Origin of the sequence: Sphingopyxis sp. CCNWLW2, from assembly GCF_037095755.1 — a bacterium.
In the GTDB taxonomy this organism is placed as follows: domain Bacteria; phylum Pseudomonadota; class Alphaproteobacteria; order Sphingomonadales; family Sphingomonadaceae; genus Sphingopyxis.
The window spans coordinates 317,073-335,553 of record NZ_JBAWKJ010000001.1 but is presented as its reverse complement, the minus strand read 5'-3'; the positions used below and the strand labels follow the sequence as shown (position 1 = coordinate 335,553).

Annotated in this window: 13 protein-coding genes; 9 read left to right on the top strand and 4 right to left on the bottom strand. The window is 65.3% G+C overall.

From position 1 onward, the window contains the following. Positions 1-17 precede the first annotated feature (17 nt). Entirely contained in the window at positions 18-1,664 is a 1,647-nt protein-coding gene (locus V8J55_RS01460; RefSeq protein ID WP_336444061.1) for a sulfatase-like hydrolase/transferase, read from the top strand. Here V8J55_RS01460 and V8J55_RS01455 read toward each other — a convergent pair. After that, positions 1,661-3,244, bottom strand: a complete 1,584-nt coding sequence (locus V8J55_RS01455; protein ID WP_336444060.1) for a winged helix-turn-helix domain-containing tetratricopeptide repeat protein — start codon at positions 3,242-3,244, stop codon at positions 1,661-1,663. The genes V8J55_RS01460 and V8J55_RS01455 overlap by 4 nt on opposite strands. Positions 3,245-3,352: 108 nt before the next feature. Between V8J55_RS01455 and V8J55_RS01450 the strand changes: the two genes are divergently transcribed. From V8J55_RS01450 to V8J55_RS01440, 3 genes are all read left to right on the top strand, one after another. Beyond that, positions 3,353-4,231 (top strand): class I SAM-dependent methyltransferase, encoded by an 879-nt coding sequence (locus V8J55_RS01450; protein ID WP_336444059.1) that lies wholly within the window; start codon positions 3,353-3,355, stop codon positions 4,229-4,231. Between the two features lie 105 nt (positions 4,232-4,336). Further along, a complete protein-coding gene (locus V8J55_RS01445; protein ID WP_336444058.1) occupies positions 4,337-5,179 on the top strand; it encodes an amidohydrolase family protein in 843 nt (280 codons plus the stop codon). Positions 5,180-5,182: 3 nt separating this feature from the next. Beyond that, a complete protein-coding gene (locus V8J55_RS01440; RefSeq protein WP_336444057.1) occupies positions 5,183-6,085 on the top strand; it encodes an aldo/keto reductase in 903 nt (300 codons plus the stop codon). A 140-nt stretch (positions 6,086-6,225) separates the two neighbouring features. Here V8J55_RS01440 and V8J55_RS01435 read toward each other — a convergent pair whose 3' ends face one another. The 3 genes from V8J55_RS01435 to V8J55_RS01425 form a co-directional block, all read right to left on the bottom strand. Beyond that, on the bottom strand, positions 6,226-6,699 hold the full coding sequence (locus tag V8J55_RS01435) for a DUF5063 domain-containing protein (RefSeq protein WP_336444056.1): 474 nt from the start codon (positions 6,697-6,699) through the stop codon (positions 6,226-6,228). A 4-nt stretch (positions 6,700-6,703) separates the two neighbouring features. Continuing rightward, on the bottom strand, positions 6,704-7,870 hold the full coding sequence (locus V8J55_RS01430) for an iron-containing alcohol dehydrogenase (RefSeq protein ID WP_336444055.1): 1,167 nt from the start codon (positions 7,868-7,870) through the stop codon (positions 6,704-6,706). Positions 7,871-7,989: 119 nt separating this feature from the next. Next, entirely contained in the window at positions 7,990-11,040 is a 3,051-nt protein-coding gene (locus V8J55_RS01425) for a TonB-dependent receptor (protein WP_336444054.1), read from the bottom strand. Positions 11,041-11,214: 174 nt separating this feature from the next. Between V8J55_RS01425 and V8J55_RS01420 the strand changes: the two genes are divergently transcribed. From V8J55_RS01420 to V8J55_RS01400, 5 genes are read left to right on the top strand one after another with little or no spacing between them, the layout of a single operon-like run. Beyond that, positions 11,215-13,401 (top strand): polysaccharide lyase 6 family protein, encoded by a 2,187-nt coding sequence (locus V8J55_RS01420; RefSeq protein ID WP_336445687.1) that lies wholly within the window; start codon positions 11,215-11,217, stop codon positions 13,399-13,401. Further along, positions 13,398-15,560, top strand: coding sequence for a heparinase II/III domain-containing protein (locus V8J55_RS01415; protein WP_336444053.1), 2,163 nt, complete (start codon positions 13,398-13,400; stop codon positions 15,558-15,560). The genes V8J55_RS01420 and V8J55_RS01415 overlap by 4 nt, the downstream gene beginning before the upstream one ends. Next, the gene (locus V8J55_RS01410) at positions 15,557-16,840 is read left to right on the top strand and encodes an MFS transporter (RefSeq protein ID WP_336444052.1); all 1,284 of its coding nucleotides are present in this window, start codon (positions 15,557-15,559) and stop codon (positions 16,838-16,840) included. The genes V8J55_RS01415 and V8J55_RS01410 overlap by 4 nt, the downstream gene beginning before the upstream one ends. 13 nt (positions 16,841-16,853) lie before the next feature. Next, positions 16,854-17,606 (top strand): SDR family NAD(P)-dependent oxidoreductase, encoded by a 753-nt coding sequence (locus V8J55_RS01405; protein WP_336444051.1) that lies wholly within the window; start codon positions 16,854-16,856, stop codon positions 17,604-17,606. Continuing rightward, the gene (locus tag V8J55_RS01400; RefSeq protein WP_336444050.1) at positions 17,606-18,445 is read left to right on the top strand and encodes a rhamnogalacturonan acetylesterase; all 840 of its coding nucleotides are present in this window, start codon (positions 17,606-17,608) and stop codon (positions 18,443-18,445) included. The genes V8J55_RS01405 and V8J55_RS01400 overlap by 1 nt, the downstream gene beginning before the upstream one ends. The last annotated feature ends 36 nt before the right edge of the window (positions 18,446-18,481 follow it).

The following is an 18,481-nucleotide window of genomic DNA, read 5'->3' as shown; positions in this document are numbered from 1 at the left end:
TGGGATAGGGGTCGAAGATGAAGAAAACATGGGTTGCCCTGTGCGTATTGGCCGCCGCGGGCGCGGGCGGATATTGGGCTTATGAGGCGAATAAATATAAGCTTCCGGGCATCATTCAGGACTGGAAGGACCCGGTCCAGCCGAACCGCGCGGTCGTATGGCAGCAGGGTCCGGTGAAGGCGCCTGCCACTCCGTCGGGGCCCAAAAATCCCCCCAACATCATCCTGATCGTCGCCGATGATCTCGGTTACAACGACATCAGCCTGAACGGTGGCGGGGTCGCGGGGGGGATCGTCAAGACACCGAACATCGACGCGATCGCGCGCGAAGGGATAAACTTCACCACCGCCTATGCCGCGAACGCGACCTGCTCGCCGTCGCGCGCGGCGATGATGACGGGGCGTTATCCGACGCGCTTCGGCTTCGAATATACGGCGGTGCCGGTCGAGTTCGCCGAAAGCGTGTCGCACGGCGAAGGGGTGGGACCGCACAAGGCGATCTTCCACAGGGATCTCATCACACCCGGCATCCCCGACTATCCCGACATGGGCGTGCCCGCGGATGAAGTGACGATTGCCGAGGCGGTGAAGGCCGCGGGCTATCGCACGCTACACATCGGCAAATGGCATCTGGGCGAGGCGCCGGCGCTGCAGCCGCAGGCGCAGGGCTTCGACGAAAGCCTCGCCGTGCTCGGCGGCGCGGCGATGTTCCTGCCCGGGGATGATCCCGATACGGTCAACGCCAAGCTCCCGTGGGATCCGATCGACCGCTTCATCTGGGCGAACCTGCGGCATGCCGTCACCTTCAACGGCGGCAAGCGTTTCCACCCCAAGGGCCATATGACCGACTATTTCGCCGATGAGGCGATCAAGGCGATCGAGGCGAACAAAAACCGGCCCTTCTTCCTGTATCTCGCGTTCAACGCTCCGCACACGCCGTTTCAGGCGACGAAAGCGGACTATGCGAAGCTGCCGCAGATCAAGGATCACAAGACGCGCGTTTACGGTGCGATGATCGCGCAGCTCGACCGCCGCATCGGCGACGTGATGGGAAAGCTGAAAGAAGCGGGGATCGACGACAACACCCTCATCATCTTTACCAGCGACAATGGCGGTGCTTGGTACACCGGCATTGACCGCCTGAACGCGCCCTATCGCGGATGGAAAGCCACTTTCTTCGAAGGCGGCATCCGCACCCCTTTCTTCATGCGCTGGCCGGGGCATATCGCGCCCGGATCGACGCGCGCCGACGTAACCGGGCATATCGACCTCTTCTCGACCATCGCGGCCGCGGCGGGGGCGAAGGCGCCGGCCGACCGGATCGTCGACAGCGAGAATATTTTGGCCGGCCCGGCAAAGCGCGCGGCGCTTTATTGGCGCTCGGGCGATTATCGCGCCGTGCGCGCGGGCGACTGGAAGCTGCAGGTGACGAAGCGGCCCGAAAAGGCGCGCCTGTACAATCTCGCGGTCGATCCGACCGAACGCCATGACCTCGCCGCAAGCGAGCCGCAGCGCGTCGCCCAGCTTCGCGCGATGATCGACGCGCAGAACAAGGGCATGGCCAAGCCGATCTGGCCGGGACTGGTCGAAGCGCCCGTGCGGATCGACGTGCCCCAGAATGCGCCGTGGAAAGACGGGCAGGACTATGTCTACTGGACGAACTAAAGCCCGGTGCCCTGCAGCGCCCGCTCGATCATCTCGCGTCCGCTCGTCGCGGCAAACGGGAAGGATCGCAGGAAAGTCCCCCGCGATACTTGCGGGTCGAGTTGCCGCGCCCGCCCGATCCACTGCGCCGCGCGCTCGCGATTGCCCGACGCCTCGGCGGCGATCGCCGCGATCACCGCGATATGCTTGTGAGCGCCCGGCGACTGCGCCGCGCGCTCACCCCATTCGAGTGCGCTCTGATAGTCGCCGCGCATCAACGCGCTGACCGAGCGCACCCCCAGCATCGCATAGCGTAAAGGATCGAGCGGGCTCAGGCGCAGCGCCAGTTCAGCATGTTCGTCGCTGTGGCCGACGTCGCATTGCGTCATCTCGGCCCACGCTTTCGAATAGATCGCCTGCGCATAATTGGGGCTGAGCGCGATCGCCGCTGAAAGGCGCTCCATGCTTTCGGGCACCGCGTCGGCGAACCATAAAGAGCGGCCGAGGTTGAGATGCGCGAAGGGATCGAGCGGATCGAGCTGCACCGCGCGCTCGGCAAACGACCGCGCCTGCTCCGCCATTGCCTCGGGATCGTCCGAATATTGCAGGAAACAATCCTGAAAGCGCGTGAACGACAGCCCGGACAGCGCGCGCGAGAAATTGGGATCGCGCGCCAGCGCCTGCGCGAACAGGCTGGTCGCACGCGCGTTGTCCGACCGGTTGAACCGGAACATATGGTCGAGCCCGAGGTGATAGGACGACCAGGCGTCGAGCGCCGCCTCGGGCATGCGGCGCGCCTGCTCGACCTCATTCTGGATGATCCGCGCCTCCAAATTGGCGATCACGGCTTCGAGCACCTCGCAGCGCAACTCGTGCAATTCGTCGCGGCTCGCGGTGAAGCGGTCGGCCCACACCACCGCACTGTCGCATGTTCGTGCAAGGCTGACCGACAGGGTGACGTGGCCGGCGGCTTCCTCAAGCGTACCGGTCAGGCAATAACGGACACCCAGCGCCGCGCCGACCTGTTCGCAGCTTGCCTCCTGTCCGCGAAAGCGGAAGGTCGAGGTGCGCGCGATCACCAGCAGCCAGCGCAGCCGCGACAGGTCGCCGATCAGCTCGTCGGCCAGCGCATCGGCAACGACCGACAACGGCCCGGGGCCACCGACGAGATGGAAGGGGAGCACAGCGATCGACGGCCGCTCCTCCGCGGCGGGAGCAGTCGGCGACAGCTCGGCGGCGGGCGCGGCGAACCGACGCACGGGGCCGGGCGCCTGCTCGAACAGGACCTGCGCGCCGAAGCGAAAGCCCTTGCCGTGGATGGTGCGGATAAAGTGCTGTTCCTTGCCGTCGTCGCCCAGCGCCTGCCGCGCCGCCTTGACGCGCGAGGCCACCGCGGCTTCGGACACGATCCGTCCGCCCCAGATTTTCTCGATAATCTCGTCCTTGCTGACGAGGCGGTCGGCGTTGCTGGCAAGCAGGATGAGCAAAGACAGCACCTGCGGCTCGAGATGTTTTGCGTGCCCCCGCTCGCGCAGCTCGAACTTGCCGGGGTCGAGCTCGAAGCCCTCAAAGCGGTAGATCAGGGCGGCGCCGAACGACAAACCAGCATTTCTCCATAACTTCTCCATGCCGTCTTCAAGCATGGGACCACGGAAAGCCTATTCAGCGTCATATCGAACCGGCACCCGGTTCCGTTCAAGGAGGCTATCGTGACGCTCGCAACAACCAGGCCGGAAACGGCGCCCACCGCGCCGCAAACCGAAAATCTATCAACGACGGTAAACCCGAACAAGGCTCTTTGGGAGAAGGGGGATTTTACCCGTCTCGCGGCGTGCATGCGCGAAAGCGGCGATGCGCTGATTGAAACCCTCGGTGTCCACGCCGGGCTCGACGTGCTCGACCTCGGTTGCGGCGACGGCACGACCGCGCTGCCGTCGGCCTATCGCGGCGCCAACGTACTCGGCGTCGATATCGCATCGAACCTCGTCGCCGCCGGCAATGTCCGCGCCCGCGAAGCCGGCCTCTCGAACCTGCGCTTCGAGGAGGGCGACGCGTCGCATCTCGATGCGCTCGCCGATAACAGCTTCGATCTCGTCGTCAGCATCTTCGGCGCGATGTTCGCGCCAAGGCCGCTCGACACCGCGGCCGAGATGGTCCGCGTGACGCGCCCCGGCGGACGCATCGTGATGGGCAACTGGATCCCCGGCGATCCGACCCTCATCGCGCATGTGCTCAAGATTTCCGCCGCCTATACCCCGCCGCCGCCCGAAGGCTTCATCAGCCCGGTGACCTGGGGACAGGAGGAGGCGGTGCGCGAACGCTTTGGCGCCGCGGGCATCGCTCAGGATAAAATCACCTGCGAACGCGCGACCTACACCTTCCGCTATGCGGGCAAGCCGCACGAATTCCTCGCGATCTTCCGCGACTATTACGGCCCGACGATGAACGCCTTCGCCGCGGCCGAGGCGAGCGGCCGGCGCGCCGAGCTTCAAGCCGAACTCGAACAATTGTTCGAACGCGAAAACCGCGGCGGCGCCGACCGCACCGAAATCCCGGCGACCTATCTGAAGGTCACCGTGCGCAAATAGGCTGTCCGGGCCCGTCCCGCTCGGGTGAGCGGGACGGGGTCCTTGGTAAGCAGCAGCCATTGTGGCAGGTGGGGGGCATTCCCGACCGCCTTCATTGGAGCCCCCATGCGAAGCTTGCTGCTTTCGATCGCCCTGCTGACGCCGCTTGCCTCGGCCTTTGGCCAGACCGGCGTCGTCGACACCCATGTCCATCTGCACAACGGCGAGGCATCGGTCGCCGAATATCGGGCACAGCTCAAAGCATCGGGCCAATCGGTCGACGCGTTCGGTGCGATGTGGTTCGGCGGCCCCAATCAGGCACTCGCGGGCAACCCCGGCGACATCACAGCCCGCAATGACACGCTGATCGCGCTGGCGGCGAAGAATCCCGACATGATCGCGATCGCGACGGTCCACCCCTATGACGGCGATGCCGCGCTCGCCGAGGTGGACCGCGTCGCCGCGCGCGGGGTGAAGCTGCTCAAGATCCACCCGCACACGCAGAAATTCGACGCCGCCGACCCCCGCGTGCTGACGCTGGTCAAGCGTGCGGGCGACCGGGGCATGGTCGTCGTCATGGATAACGCCAGCATCGTCCCCAGCGACAATGAGAAGCTTTTCAACCTCGCGCTCGCGGCGCCGAAGACGAAATTCATCTTCGGCCATATGGGCGGGCTGAATTTCCGCTTCTGGAACATCCTTGCGCTCGCGCGCACCGCCGAAAATCTCTTCGCCGAGAATATCTATTTCGACATTTCGGCGAGCGTCATCCTCGCCGCGGACTCGCCGATCGAGGCCGAATATGTCTGGACGATCCGCAACGTCGGCGTCGATCATGTGCTGATCGCGTCGGACTTCCCGCAAATCTCGCTTGCGAAGACACTGGAGGCCTTTGCGAAGCTCGATCTGACCGACGAGGAGCGTGCGAAGATCCGGTCGGGTAACGCGCGCAAGCTGCTCGGGCGCTGATCGATGCCGGACTATCTTCCCACGCCCGCCCCCGTGACCGTTGCCGGGCGCGAGATCTCACCAATAGCCTGGGGCATGTGGCGCTTCGCCGAGGTTGATGTCAGGGCGGCGCGCGCGCGGATCGATGCGGCGTTCGAGGCGGGCGTGACGCTGTTCGACACCGCCGATATCTATGGCGCCGATACGCCGGGGGGTTTCGGTTCGGCCGAAGCCTTGCTCGGCGACGTCTTTGCCGAGGCGCCCGGGCTTCGCGAGCGGATGGTGCTGGCGACCAAGGGCGGGATCATTCCCGGCGTGCCCTATGACAGCAGTGCGTCCTATCTGGCGTCGGCGATCGACATGTCGCTCCGGCGCCTGCGCACCGATCATGTCGAGCTGTGGCAGATTCACCGTCCCGACCTGCTCGCCCATCCACAGGAAATCGCGGGCGTGCTCGAAGAAGCGCACCGGATGGGCAAGATCGGCGCGGTCGGCGTGTCGAATTTCACGCCGTCGCAAACCTCGGCGCTCGCGAAATTCCTCCCCGTTCCGGTAGCCAGCCACCAGAGCGAATTTTCGCCGCTGCACCTCGCGCCGCTGTTCGACGGCATTTTCGACCAGTCGATGGCGGAGGGCATGGCTTTCCTCGCCTGGTCGCCGCTCGGCGGCGGCCGGCTGGGCGATCCGGCGGACGCGCGCGGGCGGGCGGTCGCCGCGCTGCTCGACGCGAAGGCCGCCGAATATGGCGTGTCGCGCGCGGCGACGACCTATAGCTGGGTCATGGCGCATCCCGCACGCCCGATTCCGATTGTCGGCACGCAGAACACCGTGCGCATCGCCGAAATTCCGCAGGCCTTCACGCCGCGCTGGACGCGCACCGAATGGTATGCGGTGCTGCAGGCATCGACGGGCGAAAGACTGCCCTGACAATCAGATGCCGGGAGCGCGCATGTTTCGGGATTTGCGATGAATGCCCCGCCTCCACGATGAGACGTAGGAGAGAGGGAGACGGGGCGAGCGCGCTTAAGCAGGGTGCGGGTTGCGGAAGGATGAACGGAGACCGGTTTTTACCGGGCCTCTATTGCCGCCGAATGCAAATAGGTGCGCAGATTGTGCAGATGCACGCCCCAATGGATTTGGTAGTTAAAGCGGAAATGCCAGATCGCGTCGGTTACCCGGCCTCGGTCCAAGTGCCAAAGAACCTCGTGCAGGTCGCGAGCAATGTCGGTCAGGTCATCGATCGCGTCTGCCAAGGCAGGTTCGACATTCATCCCTTTATCAGGAACGATGTGCGTATAGTAGCCCAAGGTCGGATACGATGCGCCAGCTTGCCGATAGAGTGACTCATAATCGGTCGAAGGGGCATCAGCCTCTTCGTCAATGGCATCGACATCTTCAGTCTTTTGATATTCAGAAACGAGCCGATCGAGTGCGAGCGTCAGCTTCCTGAGCTCCCGTTGCTCCGTCTTCGGTTCGCCGTCGAGAAGCCCAAGGTAGTTGTCGATTGCCGCGCGGATGGAATCAGGACTTGATCCGGTCATTTCATCATCCCGCCCACACCTGCGCATAAAGCGCCGCCATCTCCTCCACATCGGGCACGCGCGGATTGTTCGCGGGCGATCCTGACGCCGCCGCCTGCGCGCACATCGTGGGGACCAGCGCGTCCCAGCGTGCCGCATCGATGCCCCACGCCGCCGGCCCTGGCACCTCGAGCTCGCGGTTCAAGGCTGCAAGTTCATCGAGCAGCCGCGCCACCGCCGACTGGTCGCCTTCGGCCTCGTCGGCGACGCCCATTGCCCTTGCGCAATCGGCATAGCGGGTGAGCGCCGCGGGCGCCGACCAGGCGGTCACCGCAGGCAGCAGCATCGCGTTCGACAGTCCGTGCGGGACATGGAAATGTGCGCCGATCGGCCGGCTCATCCCGTGGACCAGCGCGACCGAGCTGTTCGAAAAGGCGATCCCCGCCTGCGTCGCGCCGAGCATCATCGCCTCGCGCGCCGCGGCGTCCATCGGGTCGCGGCACACGCGCCGCAAATTGGGCGCGATCGCGCGCATCGCGAGCAGCGCCATGCCGTCGCTGAACGGGTTGGCGCGCTTCGACACATAGGCCTCGATCGCGTGGGTCAGCGAATCGATCCCCGTATCGGCGGTCAGCCGCACGGGCTTGGTAAAGGTCAGCTCATAGTCGACCAGCGCCGCAACGGGCAGATAGGCTAGGCCGGGGCACAACATCTTCTCGTCGGTCGTCTCGTCGGTGATGATCGTGAAGCGCGTCGCCTCCGACCCCGTGCCCGCCGTCGTCGGGATCGCGATCACCGGCAGTCCCGGCGCGTCCTGCACATGCGGCGCCTTATAGTCCGCCATCGCGCCGCCGTGCAGACCGAGCAGTGCGATCGCCTTCGCGCTGTCGAGCGGGCTGCCGCCGCCGAAGCCGACGACGCAGTCATGGTCGCCCTCGCGCAGACACACCACGCCGGCATCGACCGACGCCACCGTCGGATCGGGTACTGTATCGGCAAATATGCGCGCGACGATCCCGGCCGCCGTCAGCCCGTCGGCGAGTTCGGCGACGCGGCCGCTGCTCACCAGCCAGGCATCGGTGACGATCAGCGGCCGCGACAAACCCAGCGACGCCAGCACGTCGGGCAATTGCTTCGACGCCCCGCCGCCGATGCGCAAGATGCGGGGCAGGGCAATGCTGGCGATACTCAACGGACCATCTCCTCGCGGATCGTAGGCGCGCCATCGGAACAGCGCCGGGGCCGACCGTAGCCCCATCGCGCCCGAGAGGAAATCGCTGACAGCGCCGACGACGCGCGGGGAGGGGGCGCCTAGAACTTCACACTGAGCCCCGCCGTGATCCGGCGATCGGTGAGACCCTGGAAGCACAAGAGTGCCTTGTCGTTCACGCAATATTGGTTCTGGTCGCCGCGCAGCAGGTTGATGCCCTCGACACCGACGTTGATGTGGTCGTTGATGTCATAGTTGATGCTGGCATTGAGCTGCCCGCGCGCGCCGTTGATCAGCGGCAGCCCGAAGAAGAAGGGATCGTTGGACACATAGCTGGAGCGCCATGTGTAGCGGAGCCGCGCGTTGAGTCCGTATTTGTCATAGAACAGCGTGGTATTATAAGCATATTTCGACAGGTTTGTCAGCGAGATGAGGTCCCGCGAACCCGGATGGCCGAGCTGGGTGAAGACGGTGCGAGGGCCATCGGCGGCGCGATATTCGCGCGCCGAGCCGCCCGCCTTCTGATAGGTGAAGTTGCCGATGAAGCCGAAGCCCGAGGCAAAGCCGAGCGTGTCTTCCCATGCCGACAGATCGTGCTGGAAGGCGATCTCGACGCCGGTTTGCGTCGTCGTTCCCGGAACGTTGAACGTCGAACTGCGCGGGACGCAGATGCCGACCCCCTGAATGGGGTTGTTGATGTTGCGATTGGCGATCGGATTATAGATGCCGCCGCCCGGGCACGACGGGTCGATCGAGATGTTGAGATTGCCGTTGGCGTCGAGGTTCGGCGCCGGATCCTCCTGCCGCTGCGCGAACAAATTGGTGCGGCTCTTGTGGAAGAAGCCGATGCTGATCAGGCTCGACGGCGCGAAATAATATTCGCCCGACAGATCGAACGACCACACCGCTTCGGGAACGAGGTCGGGGTTGCCGACCGCGACGGGCGTGTTTGCGCCGGTGCCGAACGAAAAGGAGGTCGACAGCGTGTCGAAGTTCGGACGGCGAATGTCGCGCGCGATCCCGGCACGGACGAGAAGCTTGTCAGCCGGTTCGAGGACGAGGCTGAAGCGTGGGAGCAGGAAATTGTACGAGCTCTTCGCGACGGTCTGCCCCGTGACCGCGCCGTTCGCGATATTGTTGCCCGTCGACGACAGCTTGGTGTGCAGCCAGCGGAAACCGGCATTGCCGCGCACCGGCATGCCCGCGATTTCGCCTTCCATATTCGCCTGGAAATAGGCGGCGTTTGTCGTTTCCTTGATGCTGAAGAAGCCCGCGAAGGATTCGGTCGGCGTGACGAGCGACGCGACTGCGGGCCCTTGGGTCCGCGCTGCATTGCTTGCGGCAATAGCGGCGTTGAGCGACTCCAATACCTTAGCCGGGTCGCGGAAGGACAGGCCGCCATCGATCAGCAGGAAGTCGGCGAACGACAGCCGGCGCCCGTCGGCCGCGTCGAAATTGCGCGGGCCGGGGATCAGTATGTCGGAGAACAGGTCGCCCGACGGCCGGTTCCACGCGCTGGTCGTGTTGGTCAGGCTGACATTGTTCGAAAATTCGCTGTTTTCCGCCGACGTCCGGTTCCAGCGATAGCCGAAGTCGAGCGAGGTGACGAAGGGATTGAGGTTCGTCGTGTCGTAGGAGAAGTCGAGGCGCGCGGCGCGCTCCTGATTGTCGGTCGAATTCGCGCCCTGCGTGACCTGTTGCAGCTGGTAATTGGCGGGGTCGAGCAATTGCGCTGTCGTCGGTGCGAAGGGGCTGGCCTGATCGATGCCGAATTGCAGCGTGCCGCCGCGCAGGTCGAATTCGATCGGCACGCCATTGTCGATGCTCCGCCCGATGACGGGTTGGGGTCCCTTGGGGTTGATGAAATCGAGCGTCGTCGAGAAGTTCGGGAAATCGGATTTCGAGGTCGACAGCGATACCTCGGCGCGCACCTTCAAATTGTCGGTCGCCTGCCAATCGGTGCCGAAATCGAAGACGCGGCTTTTGGTCACGCGTGCGCCGGTGTCGCTCGACGTCCGAAGATTCGGGTCGACCACGCTGCCGGTGGTGCCGCCGATGCCGATGGTGCCTGCAACCGCCGCTTGCACGGTGCCGAGGTCGATCGGGCCGTTCGGTCCGTCGAGCCGCCCGAAATCGACCGTTTCGAACGCGGTGTTGTTCATCGCATCGACGACCGAGGGCGTCGCGGTGCCCGAAATCTGGACGCGGTGGCTCTGCTGTCCGCGCTCCTGATTGTTGAGCGTCGCGTCGAAATAGAATTTCAGGTCGTCGTTCGGCTTCCATTCCAGCGCGGCGGTGCCGTTGTAGGTTTCATATTCGTAATTCTCGAGCCCCTGCTGGAGGAACTGGATGCGCAGGAACGGAAAGGCTTCGGCGCTCGGGCCCGAGCCCGGCAGGACGAGCGCGTCGCGATCGACGCGCGGCTTGAAAGACGCGACGTCCTGCCGCGCATAGCTGCCGCTCACGACGATGCCGATCTCGCCGATGCCCGTGTCCCACCGGTTGCCGAGCGTTGCGGACAGCCGCGGCAGGGTCGATTTCGACAGGTCGCTATTCTCCATCTGCGCACGCGCGGCGATCAGCGGGTCCTTGAGGTCGAGCGGGCGGATCGTCCGCAGATTGATCGTGCCGCCGACCGATCCCTCGATCGTCTGCGCGGTCGGCACCTTCGTCACCTCGACCGAGGCGATCAGCGCGGCGGGCAAATCTTCGAAGCTGATGCCCGAACGACCAGCGCCCGATCCGACGGTCGATACCCCGTTGATTTCGGTGCGGTTGGCGTCTGTGCCGCGGATCTGCACGGCGTTGCCGACCCCGGCTTGCCGGGTGATCTGAACGCCGGTGACATTTTCCAGCACTTCGGCGAGGTTCTGGTCGGGCAGCTTGCCGATGTCCTCGGCCTGGATGACCTCGACGATATTGTCGGTGGCGCGCTTTTCGCCCAGCGCGGTGGCAAGGGAGCTGCGAATGCCCGTCACGACAATCGCGTCATCGCCTGTCTCATCGGCGGCGGCTGCCACGCTATCCTGTGCGGTGGTGTCCTGCGCAAAGGCCGGGCCGCCAACCATCGCCAGCGCTGTGGTACCGAGCAGCGCTGCCGCAAGGTTAATTTTGCCGGCGCCCGATACGCGAACGATGCTGCCCCGAATCATCCCACTCTCCCTGTTTGATCTTGTTTGGAGAGAAGCTCGCTTTGTCAGACCAATATGTCAACCCATGTTGTATACCGATATCGGGTTGATATTGTCCTACCTCTTGTATAGTCCAATGAGCAAGAATCATAAAAAGGGTGAGGCGCAGTGCAGATAAGGGCGTTTTTGACGGTAGTGATGCTCGCCTCGACGGCGCATCCGGCATTGGCGCGTGATCTGCTTGTGGCCGATCAGGCGCAGTATAAGGCAGCGGTGAAAAAGGCGCAGCCGGGCGACACGATCATCCTCGCCGATGGCGAATGGCGCGATTTCCAGATCGTTTTCACCGGCCATGGCAGCGCGACCAATCCGATTGCGCTGACGGCGCAGACCAAAGGCAAGGTGCTCATCACCGGCCAGTCGAACCTGCGCATCGGCGGCCAGCACCTGCTCGTTTCGGGCCTTATCTTCAAGAATGGCGCCAGCCCGACCGCCGAAGTGATCGGCTTCCGCCGCGATTCAAAGACGCTCGCGACCGACACGCGCGTCACCGAGGTCGTCATCGACGGTTTCAGCAAGGCCGACCGCCGCGCCGAGGATATCTGGGTCGCGCTCTATGGAACCGGCAACCGCGTCGACCATTCGCATTTCGAAGACAAGACCAACGCCGGCGTGACGCTCGCGGTGATCCGCCGCGCGGGCGACCCGCTCGATAACCGCCACCGCGTCGATCACAATTATTTCGGCCCGCGCCCGCCCTTGGGATCGAACGGCGGCGAGACGATCCGCATCGGCACCAGCGAGGAATCGCTGTCGGCGTCGAATACGATCATCGAACGCAATATCTTCGACCGCACGAGCGGTGAGGTCGAGATCGTCTCGATCAAGTCGGGCGGCAATATCATCCGCGAAAATCTGGTGCTCGAGGCGCAGGGCGCCATCGTGCTGCGCCACGGCAACGGTAACCTCGTTGAACGCAACATCTTCCTCGGCAAGGGTGTGGCCGACACCGGCGGCGTGCGTATCATCAACCGCGACCAGATCGTGCGCGACAATTATTTCGAGGGGCTCGCGGGCAGCTCGTTCAAGAGCGCGATCACCGTGATGAACGGCGTGCCCAATTCGGTGATCAACCGCTATCACCAAGTCGCGAACGCGCGGATCGAGGACAACAGCCTGATCGACGTCGCGCGCATCACGCTCGCCGCGGGCGCCGATGCCGAACGCTCGGCGCCGCCCGTCGATAGCCGGTTCGAGCGCAATCTGATTGTCGGGGCGAAGGGGCAGGATCCGTTCCGTGCGGAGGGCGAAGTCGGCGGTATCGCGTTCGCGGGCAATGTCGAGGCGAAGGTCGCGAAGCCGTTGCTGGGCGCGGGCGTCGAGCAGCGGGAGGTCAAGCTCGAACGCGCCGCCAACGGCCTGCTTTACCCGATTGATCCGGCGCTGGCCGCGGTCGGCGCGCCGCGCGACCTGAAGCCTGTGACGCGCGAAGAAGTCGGCGCCAGCTGGTATCGCGGCGACGCGCCCGAGGCAGCGTTCGGTACCGGCGCCACCCGGCCGCTCGCGGCGGGCGCCTCGCTCGCAGCGGCGGTCGCCGACGCGAAAGCCGGCGACACGCTGGCGCTCGCGACGGGCACCTATTACATCGCCGCGCCGCTGACGGTGCAACGCAGGCTGACCATCGCCGGCGTGAAGGATGCGAAGCCCGTGCTGCGCGTCGCGTCGAGCCTCGCGCGGATCGAGGGGGGCGGCGGACTACGGCTGGAAAATCTCGCGGTCGATGCGAGCGGTGCGCCCGGCGACGGCACGCTGATCGCGGTCGGCGGAGGCGTCGCTCCCAACTATAGCGTCACGCTCGATGGCGTGTCGGTGCGCGGACCCGGTAAAGGCCGCCTCGACGGCATCGCCATGGCCCCCGGCACCTTTGCCGACGATGTTGCCATCACGAACAGCGACTTTGCCGAGATGGGCATCGTCGTCGTGGCGACGGGCGAGCAGGAGCCGAAAGGCTGGTATCCGATGGAGCGGCTGACGATCACCAGCAGCCGCTTCGCGCGCGTCGCGATGATCGCCGACCTGCTGCGCAAGGGCACCGATGAAAGCACGTTCGGGCCATGGTTCGCGATGACTGGGTCGAGTGTCGCCGATAGCGGTGCGGGCGGCGCGTCGCTGCGCATTTCGGGCGCCCAGCACGCCGACATTGTGCAGAACAACTTTGCGAAATCGGACGGCATAATCGTCATCCACTCGGTAGGCGCGCCCGAAACGCGGATCGCGTCGAACGCCTTTGCCGCGACCCCCGCGCCGCGCATCGAGGAACTTGCGTGGAAAGGCCTGCCGCGCGGGCTGATCTCGGGCAATGTCGTGGAGGCGCGCCCGTGACCCGTACCATCGCGCTTCTGCTCGCCGCCGCGGCGCTCCCCGCCATTCCCGTCGCGGCACAGATCCCGCCCGCCGCGTCGGCGCAGACGTTCGCGCCGCTGTTCGCTGCCGAGATCGAGCGCGCCAAGGCGGGCGTCGAGGCTTCGATCAAGGCGGGCATCAACGTGCCCGTGCCCAAGGATCCCGGTGGCGGCTTCACGCATGAACAGCATAAGCGCAATTACCGCGTCATTTTCGAGGGCGGCCAGCTCTTCCGCCTGACCCGCGACGTGCGCTATCGCGATCATGTCCGGGGCCTTTTGCTCGCCTATGCCGACCTTTATCCAAAGCTCGGGCCGCATCCCGCCGCGTCGAACCAGGTTCCGGGGCGCCTCTTCTGGCAGAGCCTCAACGACAGCGTGTTTCTGGTCAACGCGGTGCAGGGCTATGCCGAGATCCGGGGCGCCTTGCCCGCCGCCGATCGCAAGCGCATCGACGATCAGGTGATCCGCCCGATGGCGCGTTTCCTGTCCGACGGCTCGCCCGAGGTGATCAACCGCATCCACAATCACGCGACTTGGGCCGCGGCGGGTGTCGGCTTGTCGGGCTATCTGCTCGGCGACCGGGACCTTGTCGACAAGGCGCTGCTCGGGCTCGACAAGAGCGGCAAGGCCGGTTTCCTGCGCCAGCTCGACCTGCTCTTTTCGCCCGACGGTTATTATGCCGAAGGGCCCTATTATCAGCGTTATGCGCTGCAGCCTTTCGTAGTCTTCGCGGCGGCGATCGCGGCGAACGATCCGGGACGCAAGATCTTCGAATATCGGGGCGGCATCGTGCTGAAGGCGATCCGCACCGCGATCGATGTGACCCACGACGGCTATTTCCTGCCGATCAACGATGCCATGCCCGACAAGAGTCTGCGCACCGAGGAACTCTATCACGCCGTCGCGATCGCCTATGGCGCAACGAAGGACCCGACTTTCCTGTCGATCGCCGACTGGCAGGGGCGCACCGTGCTGACCCCAGCGGGGCAGGCGATGGCGGCCGATCTTGCGGCGGGGAAGGCTAAACCCTGGCCCTTCGGCTCGCGGCTGCTTTCCGATGGTCCCGAGGGCAAGGATGGCGCGCTCGTCCTGCTGCGCACCAAGCCCGATCCGACCGGCCCGTTGCTCGTTGCCAAGAATACCGTGCAAGGCATGGGGCACGGCCATTTCGACCGGCTCGGCTGGCTCTATTATGACGAAACCGGCGCGGTCGTGACCGACTATGGCGCAGCGCGCTTCCTCAATGTCGAGGCGAAGCGCGGCGGGCGCTACCTCCCCGAAAACGACAGCTGGGCCAGCGCGACGATCGCGCACAACACGCTGGTTGTTGACGAGCAAAGCCATTTCGGCGGCGACTGGAAAGCCGGCGAGAAATCGGGGACGCGCCAGCTCGCCGCCTCGCTCGAAGGCCCGACGCGCTACGCGATCGGCGAAATCGACAGCGCGTATAAGGACGTCAAAATCCGCCGTGCGCTTCTGCTGGTCGAGGTCGACGGCCTCGCCAACCCCCTCACGCTCGATATCCTCCACGGGACTGGCAGCGGCAGGCATCGCTATGACCTGCCGCTGCATTTTTCGGGGCATATCATCGACAGCGACATTGCCTTCGACCGCAAGCTCGCCGAGCGCCCGGTGCTCGGCAAGGCGAACGGCTACGAGCATCTGTGGGTCGACGGCGAAGGCACGAAAGCCGGCAAGGCGCGACTGACGTGGATGCAAGGCAGCCGGTTCTACAGCTATCACATGCTGCCGTCCGCGGGTGCGCGCTTCATCGTCGCCGAAAGCGGCGCGAACGATCCCGAATTCAACCTGCGCCGCGAACCCGCGCTGATCCAGCGCGTCGACGGCGCGGTGAACGCGACCTTCGTCAGCCTGCTCGAACCGCACGGCGCCTATGACGCGTCGGCCGAGACGGTCGTCGCGAGCAGTGCGCGCGTGTCGGCGCTCGAGCACCGCAAGGAAAAGGGCGTCGACCTCGTCCTGATCACCCTCGTCGACGGGCGCCGCATCGTCATCGCTGTCGCCGATGACGTCACGGCGGCATCGAAGCACAGCGTCACGGTCGACGGCCGCACCCTCGCCTGGACCGGTCCCGTGGGCCGCCTCGACCTCGCCAAAGCCGGAGCGAAGAAATGAGCAATATCAAGGGTCGCTTCCGCTGGTGCGTCATCGCGCTGATCGCGCTCGCGACCGTCATCAATTACATCGACCGCAACGCGCTCGCGGTGATGTGGCCCGAAGTGTCGAAAGAAATCGGCGCCACCAAGGAAGATTATGCGCTGTTGGTGACGATCTTCATGATCTTCTACGCCTTCGGCCAGTCGATCTTCGGGCGCATCTTCGACGCGATCGGCACCCGGATGGGTTTCACCATCTCGATCGTCGTCTGGTCGCTGTCGATCGCCGCCCATGCACTGGTGCGCTCGATGCCGCTGCTCATGGTGCTCCGCGCGACGCTCGGCGTCAGCGAGGCAGGCAACTGGCCCGGCGCGGCAAAGGCAAACGCCTTGTGGTTCCCCTCACGCGAGCGCGCGTTGGCACAGGGCATCTTCAACGCCGGGGCATCGCTCGGCGGCATTATCTCGGCGCCGCTGATCGCGCTGCTGTTCGTCCAGTTCGGCTGGCACGGGACCTTCCTTCTGATCGGCGTGCTCGGCTTCATCTGGCTCGTGCCATGGCTCTGGTTCTACAAGGCCGATCCCGAAAAGCACCCGGGGCTCAGCGAAGAAGAGCGCGACTATATCCTGACCGGCCGCACCGAGGCCGGCCGCGACGACAGCCGCCGCGTGCCGCTCGGCGAGCTGCTGCGCTATCGCCAGAGCTGGGGCGTGATCCTGTCGCGCTTCTTTCTCGACCCGGTCTGGTGGCTCTTTGTTTCGTGGCTACCGATCTATCTCGCCGAAACCTTCGGCTTCGACGTCAAGCAGATCGGCCTTTTCGCGTGGGTGCCCTTCGTCGGCGCGATGCTCGGCAGCTTGTTCGGCGGCTGGCTTTCGGGGCGGATCATCACCGCCGGCGGCGGCGTGCACAAGGCGCGCACGCTGACGATCGCGATCGGCTGCGCAATCATGCTCCCCGCACTGCTGTTCACGATCGGTGCGAGCGAGCCGCTCAATGCGGTGCTGCTGATCGCGTGCATCCTCTTCGGATTCCAGATGGCGATCGGCAATATCCAGACGTTGCCGAGCGACTATTTCGGCGGCGGCGCGGTCGGCAGTCTTGCGGGGATCAGCGGCACCGCTGCGGTCGCCGGCACGCTGATCACCACCTGGCTCGTCCCCGTGCTCACCAAGACGAGCTACGCGCCGATCTTTGCGCTCAGCGCGGCGATCGTGCCCGTCTCCTTCCTATGTTTCTGGCTGATCGGCGGACGCGTCGAACCGGTCATCACCAAACCCACCAACACCCAAGAATAAGGAATAGCATCACATGAACCTCCAGGGGAAAACCGCGCTCGTCACCGGCGGCGGCCGCGACATCGGCCGATCGGTCTCGATCGCGCTCGCGCGCGCCGGCGTGCGCGTCGCGATCAACTACAACAGCGGCCGCGAAGCCGCCGAGGACACGCTGAAAACGATCAAGGACGCGGGCGGCGACGCCTTCCTGATCCAGGCTGACGTCACTGACAGCAATGCGGTGAAGGCGATGCTCGAAGAGGTCGGTATCGCGTTCAGCGGCCGCCTCGACATCCTCGTTAACCTCGCGGGCGGCATGATCGCGCGCAAGACCTTGAGCGAGATGGACGAGGCCTTCTTCGACCAGGTGATGACGCTCAACCTGAAATCGGTCTTCCTCGTGCTGCAGGCGGCGCAGCCCTTCCTCGGCGAAGGATCGGCGGTGGTGAACGTGTCGTCGCTCGCCGGCCGCGATGGCGGCGGCCCCGGCGCGTCGGTCTATGCGACCGCGAAGGGCGCGCTGATGACCTACACGCGTTCGATGGCGAAGGAACTCGGCCCGCAGGGCATCCGCGTCAATGCCGTCTGCCCCGGCCTGATCGGCACGAGCTTCCATGACATTTTCTCGAAGCCCGAGGGCCGCGCCGCGACCGCCGGCAACACACCGCTCCGTCGCGAAGGCCACCCCGACGAGGTCGCCGACACGATCGTCTATCTCGCGTCGCCGGCGGCGAGCTTCCTCGCGGGCGTCTGCCTCGACATCAACGGCGGGCTGGGCTTCTCCTGATGCGCCGGCTTGTAGCGACAGCCATCGTTGCCCTGCTCGCGAGCGGGGCGCAGGCCCAGACCCGCGAGCGGACCGATGCGCCGCCGCTCGAGCCGTACAAGATCATCCTCGTCGGCGATTCGACGATGGCGCCGCATAGCGGCTGGGGCGGGGCATTCTGCTCGCATCATGTCAAATCGTCGGTCGCGTGCGTCAACGCCGGGCGCGGCGGGCGCAGCACGCGCAGCTATCGGCAGGAAGGCGGCTGGGACATCGCGCTCGCCGAGGCGAAGGTGCCGGGATATCGCGGCACCTGGGTGCTGATCCAGTTCGCGCATAACGATCAGTCGTCGAAGTCGGAACGCTGGACCGACGAGACGACCGAGTTCCCCGCCAATCTCCGCCGCTTCGTCGAAGAGGTGAGGGCGGCGGGGGCGACGCCGGTGCTCGTCACGCCGCTGACGCGGCGCGAGTTCAAGGACGGCAAGCTCAGGAACACGCTCGCGAGCTGGTCCGATCAGGTGCGCGGCGTCGCCAAGGCGATGGACGTGCCGCTGGTGGACCTCAACGCGCTGAGCGCGGCGCAGGCGCAGGAAATGGGTGCCGAGATGGCAACCAAGCTCGCGCAGGAACCGCCGACGGCTGAGGAACTCGCCGCGGCGAAGGCGGGCACGACGCTGGCCGCACGTCCGGCACCGCCCGAACCGGCGCCGATTACCGGTGACGGCGCGCGCGGACAGGTGACGCGCAAGTTCGATTACACGCACCTCGGCGATATCGGCGCCGAGGTCACTGCGAAGCTGGTTACGCAGGCGCTCGCGCGCTCGGTGCCCGGGCTGCGGAGCCAGCTCGTTCGCTGACAAAAACATGTATGGCAGAATGGACTAACCAATTTG

Bases quoted from the DNA above. Each gene is read 5' to 3' on its own strand.
- V8J55_RS01460 (WP_336444061.1), top strand. From the start codon at position 18: ATGAAGAAAACATGGGTTGCCCTGTGCGTATTGGCCGCCGCGGGCGCG.
- V8J55_RS01445 (WP_336444058.1), top strand. From the start codon at position 4,337: ATGCGAAGCTTGCTGCTTTCGATCGCCCTGCTGACGCCGCTTGCCTCG.
- V8J55_RS01440 (WP_336444057.1), top strand. From the start codon at position 5,183: ATGCCGGACTATCTTCCCACGCCCGCCCCCGTGACCGTTGCCGGGCGC.
- V8J55_RS01435 (WP_336444056.1), bottom strand. From the start codon at position 6,699: ATGACCGGATCAAGTCCTGATTCCATCCGCGCGGCAATCGACAACTAC.
- V8J55_RS01425 (WP_336444054.1), bottom strand. From the start codon at position 11,040: ATGATTCGGGGCAGCATCGTTCGCGTATCGGGCGCCGGCAAAATTAAC.
- V8J55_RS01410 (WP_336444052.1), top strand. From the start codon at position 15,557: ATGAGCAATATCAAGGGTCGCTTCCGCTGGTGCGTCATCGCGCTGATC.
- V8J55_RS01405 (WP_336444051.1), top strand. From the start codon at position 16,854: ATGAACCTCCAGGGGAAAACCGCGCTCGTCACCGGCGGCGGCCGCGAC.
- V8J55_RS01400 (WP_336444050.1), top strand. From the start codon at position 17,606: ATGCGCCGGCTTGTAGCGACAGCCATCGTTGCCCTGCTCGCGAGCGGG.